This is a genomic window from Mesorhizobium sp. Mes31 (assembly GCF_024519675.1).
Classification (GTDB): Bacteria; Pseudomonadota; Alphaproteobacteria; order Rhizobiales; family Rhizobiaceae; genus Mesorhizobium.
This window is the reverse complement of record NZ_JALJRL010000009.1, coordinates 171,533-183,872: the sequence shown is the minus strand read 5'-3', so window position 1 is coordinate 183,872 and position 12,340 is coordinate 171,533. Positions and strand designations below refer to the sequence as shown.

14 protein-coding genes are annotated in these 12,340 nt (G+C 63.1%); 8 read left to right on the top strand and 6 right to left on the bottom strand.

What is annotated here, in order from left to right; all coding sequences use genetic code 11:
* Nucleotides 1–76 precede the first annotated feature (76 nt).
* The 6 genes from NR193_RS17380 to NR193_RS17355 all read left to right on the top strand — a co-directional run bounded on the left by NR193_RS17380 (nt 77) and on the right by NR193_RS17355 (nt 7,161).
* Nucleotides 77–415 (top strand): P-II family nitrogen regulator, encoded by a 339-nt coding sequence (locus NR193_RS17380; protein WP_013528889.1) that lies wholly within the window; start codon nt 77–79, stop codon nt 413–415.
* 31 nt (nt 416–446) lie between these two features.
* Nucleotides 447–1,802, top strand: a complete 1,356-nt coding sequence (locus NR193_RS17375; protein WP_375162710.1) for an ammonium transporter — start codon at nt 447–449, stop codon at nt 1,800–1,802.
* A gap of 328 nt (nt 1,803–2,130) precedes the next feature.
* On the top strand, nt 2,131–2,406 hold the full coding sequence (locus NR193_RS17370; protein WP_256752003.1) for a hypothetical protein: 276 nt from the start codon (nt 2,131–2,133) through the stop codon (nt 2,404–2,406).
* Nucleotides 2,407–2,617: 211 nt separating this feature from the next.
* Entirely contained in the window at nt 2,618–5,272 is a 2,655-nt protein-coding gene (locus tag NR193_RS17365) for a DNA translocase FtsK (RefSeq protein WP_256752002.1), read from the top strand.
* 155 nt (nt 5,273–5,427) lie between these two features.
* On the top strand, nt 5,428–6,108 hold the full coding sequence (locus NR193_RS17360) for an outer membrane lipoprotein carrier protein LolA (protein WP_256752001.1): 681 nt from the start codon (nt 5,428–5,430) through the stop codon (nt 6,106–6,108).
* Nucleotides 6,109–6,354: 246 nt separating this feature from the next.
* Nucleotides 6,355–7,161, top strand: coding sequence for an exodeoxyribonuclease III (locus NR193_RS17355; RefSeq protein ID WP_091576049.1), 807 nt, complete (start codon nt 6,355–6,357; stop codon nt 7,159–7,161).
* Here the strand turns inward: NR193_RS17355 and NR193_RS17350 are convergent.
* From NR193_RS17350 to NR193_RS17340, 3 genes are all read right to left on the bottom strand, one after another.
* Complete coding sequence (locus NR193_RS17350; RefSeq protein ID WP_256752000.1) at nt 7,148–7,660, bottom strand: GNAT family N-acetyltransferase; 513 nt, start codon at nt 7,658–7,660, stop codon at nt 7,148–7,150. The two genes, NR193_RS17355 and NR193_RS17350, sit on opposite strands and share 14 nt — an antisense overlap.
* A 6-nt stretch (nt 7,661–7,666) precedes the next feature.
* A complete protein-coding gene (locus NR193_RS17345) occupies nt 7,667–8,122 on the bottom strand; it encodes a cyclic nucleotide-binding domain-containing protein (RefSeq protein ID WP_256751999.1) in 456 nt (151 codons plus the stop codon).
* Nucleotides 8,123–8,344: 222 nt separating this feature from the next.
* Complete coding sequence (locus NR193_RS17340) at nt 8,345–9,028, bottom strand: response regulator transcription factor (protein ID WP_256751998.1); 684 nt, start codon at nt 9,026–9,028, stop codon at nt 8,345–8,347.
* Between the two features lie 144 nt (nt 9,029–9,172).
* Between NR193_RS17340 and NR193_RS17335 the strand changes: the two genes are divergently transcribed.
* Complete coding sequence (locus NR193_RS17335; RefSeq protein WP_256752098.1) at nt 9,173–9,709, top strand: L,D-transpeptidase; 537 nt, start codon at nt 9,173–9,175, stop codon at nt 9,707–9,709.
* Between the two features lie 60 nt (nt 9,710–9,769).
* Here the strand turns inward: NR193_RS17335 and NR193_RS17330 are convergent, their stop codons facing one another.
* Nucleotides 9,770–10,021 (bottom strand): hypothetical protein, encoded by a 252-nt coding sequence (locus tag NR193_RS17330; protein WP_256751997.1) that lies wholly within the window; start codon nt 10,019–10,021, stop codon nt 9,770–9,772.
* Between the two features lie 162 nt (nt 10,022–10,183).
* Here NR193_RS17330 and gcvA point away from each other — a divergent pair, with 162 nt between their 5' ends.
* Nucleotides 10,184–11,116: a transcriptional regulator GcvA gene (gene gcvA, locus NR193_RS17325; protein WP_256751996.1), complete on the top strand. Its 933-nt coding sequence runs from the start codon at nt 10,184–10,186 to the stop codon at nt 11,114–11,116.
* A 25-nt stretch (nt 11,117–11,141) separates the two neighbouring features.
* On the opposite strand, the gene NR193_RS17320 is transcribed toward gcvA, so the two are convergent.
* Together NR193_RS17320 and NR193_RS17315 are read right to left on the bottom strand one after the other, a co-directional pair.
* Entirely contained in the window at nt 11,142–11,906 is a 765-nt protein-coding gene (locus NR193_RS17320) for a glycosyltransferase family 25 protein (RefSeq protein ID WP_256751995.1), read from the bottom strand.
* Entirely contained in the window at nt 11,907–12,323 is a 417-nt protein-coding gene (locus tag NR193_RS17315) for a DUF1761 domain-containing protein (protein ID WP_256751994.1), read from the bottom strand.
* Nucleotides 12,324–12,340 lie beyond the last annotated feature (17 nt).

The window sequence follows — 12,340 nt, the reverse complement described above, 5'->3', positions numbered from 1 at the left end:
GGCACTCTCCGGCTCTCCTTGGGATCGGTGCAGTCGTGCAAACGCGGGGGACCGCAACAGCAAAGGGTGAAACCTTATGAAAATCGTGATGGCAATCATCAAGCCGTTCAAGCTCGACGAGGTACGCGAAGCGCTTACCGCCGTCGGCATCCAGGGCCTGACCGTCACCGAAGTCAAAGGCTACGGGCGTCAGAAGGGACATACGGAAATCTATCGTGGGGCGGAATACGCGGTCAGCTTCCTGCCGAAGATCAAGATCGAGGTCGCGGTCAGCGCCGACATGGTCGACAAGGCCGTCGAAGCCATCACCGCGGCGGCCAAGACCGGCCAGATCGGCGATGGCAAGATCTTCGTTTTCGGCATCGACCAGGCGGTGCGCATCCGCACCGGCGAAACAGACACCGACGCGCTCTGAGCGGCGAAAACGTATTCCAATGGAGAGTTCAATGAATATTCCTTCCACCTTGAAGACGACGGGACGCGCCGCCCTTTTGGGTTCGCTCGCTCTCGCAGCATTGGGCACGGTTGCCGCCTTCGCACAGGAAGCGGCCCCCGCCGCCGCGGCGGCCGCACCGGCTGCCGCTCCCACCCCGGTGCTCGATACCGGCAACACCGCCTGGATGCTGACCTCGACGGCCCTCGTGCTGATGATGACCATCCCGGGCCTGGCGCTGTTCTACGGCGGCATGGTGCGCAAGAAGAACGTGCTGGCCACCGTCATGCAGAGCTTTGCCATAACCTGCCTGGTGACGGTGCTGTGGTTCATGTTCGGCTACTCGCTGGCCTTCTCCGACGGCGGCGGCATGAACAGCTATCTCGGCGGCACCTCGAAATTCTTCCATCACGGCATCACCACTGCCTCGCTGTGGCTGCCGGGCGTCGCGAACATTCCTGAATTCGTCTTCTCGATGTTCCAGATGACCTTCGCCATCATCACCCCGGCGCTGATTGCCGGCGCCTTCGCCGAACGCTTCAAATTCTCGGCGCTGCTGATCTTCATGGCGCTGTGGCTGCTCGTCGTCTACGTGCCGATCGCGCATTGGGTCTGGGGTGGCGGCTTCCTCGGCACGGCCGGCGTGCTCGACTTCGCCGGTGGCACGGTCGTCCACATCAACGCCGGTGTCGCCGGTCTCGTCTGCGCACTCGTGCTTGGTAAGCGCGAAGGCTACGGCACCACCAACATGGCGCCGCACAACCTGGTCTATTCGGTGATCGGCGCTTCGCTGCTGTGGGTCGGCTGGTTCGGCTTCAACGCCGGTTCGGAGCTCGCGGCCGACGGCCTCGCCGGCGCTGCCATGCTCAACACCCAGGTTGCCACCGCAGCCGCGGCGCTGGCCTGGATGTTCGCCGAATGGATCGTCGCCAAGAAGCCCTCCGTGCTCGGTATCATCTCGGGCGCCGTTGCCGGCCTGGTCGCGGTGACCCCGGCTTCCGGCTTCGTCAACCCGACCGGCGCCTTCATCGTCGGCATCGTCGCCGGCGTCGTCTGCTACCTCTCGGCGGTCAAGGTGAAGCACATGTTCGGCTATGACGACTCGCTCGATGCCTTCGGCGTGCACGGCGTAGGTGGTGTCATCGGCGCTCTGCTCACCGGCGTGCTGGCCGATCCGGCGATCAACAGCCTGTCGTCGGGCGCTTCGCTCGGCAAGCAGATCTACGGCGTCGCGGTGACCATCATCTGGACGGCGATTGCCACCTTCGTGATCCTCTACATCGTCAAGGCACTGGTCGGTCTGCGTCCGACGACGCAGGAAGAGGTCGAAGGCCTCGACATCTCTCAGCATGGCGAAGTGGTGCCGTGAGGCCAGCTTAGCCAACGGGGCCGGCGGAACCCTCCTCCCGCCGGCCCTGTCTGACTTCAGACAATTCCGAACGGAAAGCCGCTGCACGCTTTTCCCGGAATTGCTTCAAGAGATCCCGTCGTGACGCTCCCGAAAGGAGTTCACGCATTGAGGCCCGGATCGCATCCGGGCCTCTTTTTTTGGCAAAACGTTCCGGCCAAGCCCTGGTTCGTGCAATCACGTTCGCGTGAAGAAGATTTCTGAAGAAACATCGACCGCCCTTGCCCCGTACTTTGAGAACGATCGTCGTTCTGACGCTCGTACAAAACGACAGGGAAGGAACCATCTCATGAAACTCAAGAACATCTTCCTCGGGGCACTCGCTCTTTCCATGGTCAGCGGCGTTGCGTTGGCAGGCGCCCTTGACGAGCCTGACAACATGGCGCCGTTCTTCACCGATACTGGCATGAAGACCATGAAGTCCGAGGCGGATTTCAAGGCGGCCTGGGCTTCGACGGCCAAGGACAAGCAGGACATGATGATGAAGGAATGCCAGGACGCGGCGATGAGCAAGCCTCACGCCGAATTCTGCGCCAACCTGATGATGTATGCCGGTCACAAGTGATTGCGCAAGATCGGGTCCGGACGGGCCTGATCGTTTCGTCGTTGCCATAAAAGATGGCGGGCTTCGCGGCCCGCCATCTTTCTTTCTGGGAGGAGGCACCGGCAAAAGGCCATGGTTAATGCGCCCTTAACCTTCCCACCGATAGTCTGACATCCGAATCTGCCGGAGTGCGCCATGCACCCGCGCGAGGCAATGACAGACGGGGAAGAGCATGCGTTCAGGGGCTTCAGCACCGCTCGCGCTGACCGATATGGGGCACGGCATGCAGGCGTTCGCGCGGCGTCAGGTCGGCCGGCTGGTCGGCGCGGGACTGTTCGCGCTGGTCGCCTTCGGCGTCGCCAGCCTTGCCACCTGGAACGTCGCCGATCCGAGTTTCTCGCACGCGACAAACAACACCGTCACCAACGCCATGGGCTATGCCGGCGCGGTGTTCTCCGACCTTGCCATGCAGTTTTTCGGCCTCGCCGCCGTCGCGGCGCTGGTGCCGGCTGTCATCTGGGGATTCCTGCTGTTTTCGGCGCGCGGCGTCGACAGGCTGCCCAAGCGTGGCTTGTCCTGGTTCGGCTTTGCCCTGCTGGCCGCTGCCATGGCCGGCTGCGTGGTGCCGCCGAAGACCTGGCCGCTGCCGACCGGCCTCGGCGGCGTGTTCGGCGACATGGTGCTGAAGATCCCCGGTGTTGTCATCGGCGGCTATCCGACCGGGCTGGTCGCCAGCATCATCGCCATCTTGCTGGCGGCACCGGCGCTGTGGCTCTTCGCCCATGGTTCGGCGCTGATCGGACGCAAGAACGGCTTCGCCGTCATGGAGGACGAACCGGCCGCGGATCCGCGCGAGGACGACCTTTTGTTCGACAATGACGAGGACGAGGGCGACGAAGGCATTCTGGCGCTTGGCGCCATCACCCACTGGTGGCTGTCATTGCGCGCCTGGATGCACCGCCGCGCCGTGCGCCGCAGGCAGGAACGGGACGAGTTCGAGCCGGAGATGGAGCAGCGCTCCACGGCCTGGCGGCGCGCCGCCGAACGCGTGGAGTCGGCTGAGTTCGCCGAATCGCGGATGAGCCAGGACGGCCGCGCCCGCGTCGAGCCGGAATTCTTCGCCGCCATGGTCAATGACCGCAGCGCCTCGCTCGACCCCGACGATGCCGATGTGTTCGAAGCCGATGACGACCTGGATTTCGAGCCCGCTAGCCAGCGGCGCGCGGCGCCGACCGCCCGGGTCCAGCAATTCCGCTCCGACGCCGCCACCCGCGTCGAGGCGCCGGCACCGCGTCCGGCTCCTGGCGCCCGCGTCCAGCGCGAGGCGCAGACATCGCTGATCGGCTCGGAAAAGTTCGAGATGCCGTCGCTGCATTTCCTGTCCGAGCCGAAGAACGTGGTGCGCGATGCCAGCCTGTCCAAGGACGCGCTGGAGCAGAACGCGCGGCTGCTCGAAGGCGTGCTGGAGGATTTCGGCGTCAAGGGCGAGATCATCGCCGTCCGCCCCGGTCCGGTGGTCACCCTCTACGAGCTCGAACCGGCGCCCGGCATCAAATCGTCGCGCGTCATCGGCCTGTCCGACGACATTGCGCGCTCGATGAGCGCGATCGCCTGCCGCGTCGCCGTGGTGCCCGGCCGCAATGCCATCGGCATCGAACTGCCGAACGCCAAGCGCGAAACCGTCTATCTCCGGGAAATCCTGGCCAGCCGTGACTTCGAGACGACCAAGGCCAAGCTGGCGCTGGCGCTGGGCAAGACCATCAATGGCGAGGCGGTCATCGTCGACATCGCCAAGATGCCGCACGTGCTGGTCGCCGGCACCACCGGCTCGGGCAAATCGGTCGCCATCAACACCATGATCCTGTCGCTGCTCTACCGGCTGACGCCGCAGGATTGCCGGCTGATCATGATCGATCCGAAAATGCTGGAACTCTCGGTCTATGACGGCATCCCGCACCTTTTGACGCCGGTGGTCACCGATCCGAAGAAGGCGGTGGTGGCGCTGAAATGGACCGTGCGCGAGATGGAGGACCGCTACCGCAAGATGTCGAAGGTCGGCGTGCGCAACATCGACGGTTTCAATGCCCGGGTCAGCCAGGCGGACAAGAAGGGCGAAAAGATCTCGCGCACCGTGCAGACCGGCTTCGACCGCCAGACCGGCGAGGCGATCTACGAGACCGAGAATCTCGATCTCGAACCGATGCCCTATATCGTCGTCATCATCGACGAAATGGCCGACCTGATGATGGTCGCCGGCAAGGACATCGAAGGTGCCGTGCAGCGCCTCGCGCAGATGGCGCGTGCCGCCGGCATCCATGTCATCATGGCCACGCAGCGCCCGTCGGTCGACGTCATCACCGGCACGATCAAGGCCAATTTCCCGACCCGCATCTCCTTCCAGGTGACGTCGAAGATCGACAGCCGCACTATCCTGGGCGAGCAGGGCGCCGAGCAGCTGCTCGGCATGGGCGACATGCTCTACATGGCCGGCGGTGGACGCATCCAGCGCGTGCACGGCCCGTTTGTCGCCGATGAAGAGGTCGAAAGGATCGTCGCGCATCTGAAACTGCAGGGCGTACCCGAATATCTCGACGCCATCACCGAGGACGACGGCGAGGACGACGACGAGCCGTCCGGCAAGGGCGGCTCGGGAAATGGCGGCGGCAACAGCAATTTCGAGGATTCCGACGATCCATACGATCAGGCGGTTTCCGTGGTGCTGCGCGACGGCAAGGCTTCCACCAGCTATATCCAGCGCCGGCTGGGCATCGGCTACAACCGCGCCGCCTCGATCATCGAGAAAATGGAGAAGGAAGGTATCGTCGGCCCGGCCAACCACGCCGGCAAGCGCGAGATCCTGGTGCCGACCGAAGACGACAAGTTCTGACCAGGAGGCCTGGCCTTCGCGACATCGTCCGGTCCGGCAACCTTGAACCTTTCAGGACGTTGAAGCGACTGAGGGGGCGCCCGACCCGCCAAATTTCAGCCTAACTGGGGGTCCAAGGACCAGAACAACTCAGAAATCAGATGAGAGTGACCGACATGAAAAATGCTCCCTCAGTGCTCAGCGATCTCGCTCCCAGCCGGCGACAGCTGCTTGGTCTCGGCCTGGCGTTTGCAGGGGCCGCGGCCTTCAATGTGATGCCCGGGTTCCAGTTGCTGGCCTCGGCGCAGGCGGCCGTGCCACCGGCCGCGCAGAAGATCGCCGACCATTTTTCCTCGGTCAAATCGATGAGCGGCGAATTCGTGCAGTTCGGCCCCAAGGGCGAGCAGACCGGCGGCAAGTTTTTCCTGGAGCGGCCGGGCAAGATCCGCTTCAACTATGACGGTGCCTCGAATTTCAAGGTGATCTCAGACGGCAAGTCGGTGGTCATCCTGAACAAGAAGCTCAACACATCCGATCTCTATCCGCTGTCGAAGACGCCGCTGAAGCTGCTGCTCGACAACAGGATCGACCTCTCCGGCGACCGCGTCAAAAGCGTCAAGGAGGAAGACGACCTCACCACGATCCAGCTCGCCGACAAGTCGGTGTTCGGCAATGCCAGGATCACGATGATGTTCGATCCGAAAACCTATGATTTGCGCCAATGGACGATCACCGACGCGCAAGGCAAGGACACCACGGTGATGATCTTCAACACCAAGGAAGGCGTCAGCTTCGCGCCCGACACCTTTGCCATCGACTACACCGCCAACCGCGAACTGAATACGAAGACTCGCTGATCGCGAGCCTGGCATGCCCCTTTGCCTTCGTCATCCCAGGGTCTCCGCGACGGCGCTCCGCGCCTGCTTCGCCCTGGGATGACGAAGTTGAGAAGGGCTTTTTGCCTGGCTCAAATGTTTGCAACATGCCTCGGCTTGTCTTTGTGGCGCCCGGCTGGCAGGTTCCCAGGCTGACCCCGTCAAAAGGCGTCTTCTCCGTCAGGGCCTATCGGTTCCGGCTGGTCGTACGCTGTCCTGGACCGCCGCATGCCCTTTTCGATTGCCACCTGGAACATCAATTCCGTCCGTCTGCGCATGCCGATCGTCGAACGCCTGCTCGTCGAGCATGCGCCCGACGTGCTTTGCCTGCAGGAAACCAAGGTTCCCGACGAGCTGTTTCCCGAGAAGGCGTTCCGCAAGCTCGGCTACGAGCACATCGCCTTCCATGGCCAGAAGGGCTATCACGGCGTCGCCACGGTGGCGCGGCGGCCGATCGAGGTGGTCGAGAAGCGACGCTTCTGCGAGATCGAGGACAGCCGCCACCTGTCGGTGACAGTGCGGGCCGGCGGCAAGGCGATACTGCTGCATAATTTCTATGTTCCGGCGGGTGGCGACGAACCGGATCCCGTCATCAACAGGAAGTTCAAGCACAAGCTCGATTTCGTCGCCGAGATGAATGCCATCCGGGCCGAGCATGACGAGGTGTCGGGCTCGGTGCTGGTCGGCGACCTCAACATCGCGCCGCTCGAGCACGACGTCTGGTCGCACAAGCAGCTGCTCAACGTGGTCAGCCACACGCCGGTCGAGACGGAGAGCTTCGAGGCGATGCGTCTGGCCGGCAACTGGGTCGACCTGATGCGACTCAACGTGCCGCATGAACAGAAGCTCTACACTTGGTGGAGCTATCGCGCACAGGACTGGGAAGCGTCGAACCGCGGCCGGCGGCTCGACCATGTCTGGTCGTCACCGAATCTGGTGCCCGATTTCGCCGGCTACGAGATCCTGCGCCCGGCGCGCGGCTGGGAGCGGCCGTCGGACCATGTGCCGGTGATCGCGCGTTTCAACCTGGACTAGCTTTGGGCGCCTGTGATCGGCGCTGTTCCCATTCAGGCCGCAGTTGCGCCATGACCAGCTCGTCGCGATGCACACCGTGGAAAAACGCGCTGCCGCGCGCGATGCCTTCGGCCGTGAAGCCGACAGCCTCGTAGGCGCGCCGGGCGCGATGGTTGTCGGGGAACAGGCCGATGCAAAGTCGATGGGCATCGGTCTCGACGAAAACCCGGTCGACCACGGCGGACAGCAGCACCCTGCCATGGCCTTGTCCCGGCACGACGACAGCGATGCGCTTGACCAGTGTCACACGCTCGACTGAGGCCCACTGGCGAAGGATGGCAAAGCCTATCGGCACCGAACCGTCGACACCGACAAAATAGGCATGGCTGCCGTCGACGATGGCTTCGCGGTGACGCGCTTCGTCCCAACGCCCGACAAAGGCGTCATAGCCTTCGCCCCGTTCGGTGGCCATGATGAAGGGCAGGTCTGTTTCGGTGGCGCGAAGCAGCTGGAAGTCCATGGGCGCCTATCCGGAAAAGCGCGGCGCCAGCTTCTCGATGCGGCGGATCATTGCCTGGAAATCCTCCAGGATGCGCTGATGCAACTGCACCGCGACTTCCGGGTATTCCTCGAGGATGCGGCGGAACATCTTGCGGCTGAGCCGGATCACTTCCGAATCGATCTCGGCCGAGGCGCTGGTCAGCCGGTTGGTGTCGGCGATCAATGCCAGTTCGCTCAGCATCGTGCCCGGGCCGGCCGTGCCGATCGGGATGCGTTCGCCATTCTGCTCGCGATAGAGCACGATGCGCCCGCTGACCACGATATAGGCCGAATCGGCCTCGTCGTCCTCGCGGTAGAGCTTGTGGTCGGCCTGCAGCAGGGTGGTCTCGGCGCCGAAGGCGAGCAGGCGCAACTGTTCCTGCGTGAAGCCCTCGAAGAGCCTCACGGCGGACAGGATGCGGATGTCGTCATCCAGCGCCATCTAGCTGTGTCCCCGAACGGTCAGTCCAATCCCTCCTTTAGAGCGCCGCGCGTCCTCTTGGACGCGCACAGGACGCTCTAACATTTTTCAATCTGCGCATCGTGCTTTCCAAAAATCGAATCCGATTTTTGGGCCGATGCGCGGAGTCGATCCAGAACCCCCTCCAACAGGATCGTACCCGAAAGCAGCCCCGCCCCGGCCGCTCATTGGATAATGAAATGTTTAAGGAACCAGCTTGTAGCCGCCGCTTTCTGTCACAAGAATTTCCGCATTGGAAGGATCACGCTCGATCTTCTGGCGCAGCCGGTAGACATGGGTTTCCAGCGTGTGCGTGGTGACGCCGGAATTGTAGCCCCAGACTTCCTCGAGCAGCACGTCGCGCGTCACCACCTTCTGGTCGGCGCGATAGAGATATTTGATGATCGAGGCTTCCTTCTCCGTCAGCCGCACCTTGGCGCCGCGCGGGTCGATCAGCAGCTTCTGGCTGGGTTTGAAGGTGTAGGGGCCGACCGAGAAGGTGGCGTCCTCGCTCTGTTCATGCTGGCGCAATTGCGCGCGGATGCGCGCAAGCAGCACGGCGAAGCGGAACGGCTTCGTCACATAGTCGTTGGCCCCGGCCTCGAGACCAAGGATCGTGTCGGAATCGGTATCGTGGCCGGTCAGCATGATGATGGGCGCCTTGTAGCCGCCCTTGCGCAGGATTTTCACCGCTTCGCGGCCATCCATGTCGGGCAGCCCGACATCCATGATGAGCAGATCGATGAGGCCGCCGCGCGCCGCAGTGACGCCTTTTGCCGCAGTCGATTCCTGCAGCACGTCGAATTCCTCGTAAAGGGACAATTGCTCGACCAGCGTGCCGCGCAGGTCGTCATCGTCGTCGACGATCAGGATGGTGCGTGAAGTCATGGATCAATCCGTTGTTTTGAAAAGAAAATTCAGTTGACCACTGCCTGTTTATGCGGAAGCTGACCGGCACAACAGCCGATCACAGTGATTTGTTCCGTGGCACGATCATACAAGAAAAAACGCGAGCGCAATGCAGCCGGCGCAATTTTGCCGAAAGGGCTGCGCGTACTGACCGTGCGGGCCAGGCCCGGCCATCCAAGCCAGGGCCTGCTGCAGGCTGGCGCAACGGTGTTTGCCTGTGCGCTGGGGCGCGGCGGCATCTCGGCCGACAAGCGCGAAGGCGACGGCGCCACGCCGCTCGCCTCGATGCGGGTCCTGTCGGGCTATTTCCGGGGAGATCAGTTCTCTGGCGGCCGCAAGACCCGCCTGGCGATGACGCCGATCGGGCCCGATCTCGGCTGGTGCGAAGTGCCTGACGATCGCAACTACAACCGGCCGGTCAAGATGCCCTATGGCGCCAGCCATGAACGCATGCGGCGCGACGACCGGCTCTATGATGCCTGTCTGGTGCTCGACTGGAACCTATCGCCGCGCCGGCGTGGACGCGGCAGCGCCATCTTCTTCCACCTGGCGCGCCCCGGTTTCACGCCGACGCAAGGGTGCGTCGCGGTGACGGCACGCACGATGGCGCGACTCTTGCCGCTGCTGTCGGATCGTACGGTGTTGAGGGTGGTGAGATAGGCAGTAGGCAGTAGGCAGTAGGCAGTAGGCACGGGCGTCGGTGCCGCCTTGATTACTGTCCTACTGCCTACTGCCCATTCCCTTAGGACGCTGCCAGCCGATGTCGAGAAGACCCAGCCGGCCCATCTCGCGGTCCATCGCCCGCGCAATGTCCTTGCGTCGGGCGCCGACATCGCGCAGCTGGCGATCGGTCAGGTCCTCGACGTTCTGGTGCGGAAGGTTGACCGCGACCCTGGCTTGACGCAGCCAGTCGAGGGTAGCGGCCAGCCATGCCGGCCGGGCAGGAGCAGAGTTGAGAGCGATGTGCGACATGACATGATCCGTTCACCGGACATCAAATCCGGTTTGATGGTGTTTCGATATACGCATCATGCCTGATTGAAATCCAAGCAGGAAACGAGTAGTTTTTTCCCTATCATCAAGTTTTATTTGAGGATGGAACGCCGTGGGCCGCTTCGACCAGGTCACGCTCTGATGGCAACCCTCCTGCCGGGAACCCGGGCGCTCAGGACGCTGGAGGCAGCGGCCCGGCATCTCAATTTCACGCGCGCCGCCGACGAACTCGGCCTGACGCCGGCCGCCGTCAGCCACCAGATCAAGGAAATCGAGGATCAGCTCGGCATCGTGCTTTTCACCCGCACCAGCCGCACCATCCGGCTGACGGAGGCAGGCACAGTGCTGTTCGAGGCCGCGACCGACGCGCTCGACCTGCTTGGCCGGGCCGCCATGCGGGCGCGCAAGATGGCGCGCGGGACGGAATTTCTGAAGGTGACCCTGGACGCGCAGTTCGCGGCCAAATGGCTGATGCGGCGCGTCGAGGATTTCCGCAAGCAGAGGCCGGGCATCGAGCTCAGATTCGACATCGCCTACGGATTGCGCGATTTCGACCTCGACGATGTCGATGTCGGCATCCGCTTCGGCGCCGGCAAATATCCGGGGCTTTGCGCGCACCGCCTGTTCGACAACATCATCATTCCGGTATGCAGCCCGAGCCTGCTGAAATCCGGACCGCCCTTGCGGGAGCCGCGCGATCTCTTCAACCATACGCTCGCCCATATCGAATGGGCGCGCCAAGGCGTGACATGGCCGAACTGGCGGATGTGGATGGCGGCGGCCGGTGTCGATGATTTCGATGACAGTCGCACTGTCGTCTTCGGGACGTCCACGGATGCGGTGCAGGCGGCGCTCGACGGCAACGCCGTCGCGCTCGCCGATTTCGCCATGGTGGCAAACGACCTTTCCGAGGGCCGTCTGGTGCGGCCCTTCGAGCTCAGCATCAGGGTCGCGCCGGAATTCGCCTACTTCCTGGTCTATCCCCAGGCCACGGCTGACGATCCCCGCATCGTCGCCTTTCGCGAATGGATTCTCGAGGAGGTGGCCAAGACGAGAACAGCGGACAAGGCATAGGCACGGCCGTCGCCTGTCCTTTCGCTCAAGAACGGGCGTTGTGGCCGAAGATCATGCGGTTGTACTTCTTCCAGTTCCATTGCAGTTTCTTGTACAGCAGCGGACGCGATTTGCCGGCAACGGAGGTCGGGAAAGCGCCGTTTTCGCTGCCCTGCTCGGCAATCGGCCGTTCGAACCACAGCATTTCAATTCCCAGTTCGTCGTCCATTTGTTCGATCTGATGATCGATCGGCCTGGATATCTTGTTCCGGGCGATCCAGGCGCAACGGGCTTCGGCGACAGGGCGGGTGATGAGGTAGGAATCGGCGCATCTGGCATGGAGCGCCGGATAAAGCTTCTGGCCCCTCCGCAATTTCCAGATCGGCGTGTAGTAGTTGCTGCCATTGCCAAGGTAGATGACGGCCCTGCGCGTGGGGTCGCCGAGTTCGGTCAGCCCTTGCCGGAACTTGGCGACAAAGTCGCGGGCGAGGAACACGTCGTCCTCGAAAACCAGGCAATAGGGCAGGTCGGTCTCGAGGAAATCGCGCCAGATGCCGACATGCTTCAGCGCCAGCGAGACGCGCGCCGGGTGGACAAAGTCGGGGGCAATGAGCTCGGCGCGGATGTCCGGGGTGACCTCCGGCTGGTCCCAGTCGGTGTAGAAGTAAACCGGAACCCCGCGCCGCCCGAACTCCTTGACGATGTGCCGGCGCCGGTCCTCGTAGCCTTGCTTGACGTGGCAGATCCGGGTGAACACCAGGTCGCGAGGGAATCCGGACTCATCCGCCAGCATCGAAGCACCGCCGTTCATTCAGCTTGCCGCGGCGCCGAACCAGCCGATCACCGCGCCAATGATCAGCAGCACGCCGAGCCAGTGGCCGCCGTCGATGAGGGTCAGGTCCCAGCCGAAATTCTCGTAGCGATGGTTGACCGAGAGCGTTGTCGCGACGAAACCCAGCCAAAGCACGAAGCCGAAGACCAGTCCGGCGAGCCATGTCGGCTCACCTCCGGTCATCGCCCCGACGACCAGGGCCATTATGTAGGCCATGACCAGTTCGGCGATGAAGCTGATGACGAAGGGCAGCGGCGATCTCTTCATTGTCGCCGGATCGAGTTTTGCGGCCCTCAGCCACGGCTTGCTCAAGGCCATGTACCAGGCGGCGCCGAACAACCACGCCAGCACGGCGGCGGCGATCACCGCCAGCCAGTTCACTGCCGAAAAATCCATGAGCTTCCCCCTCCAGA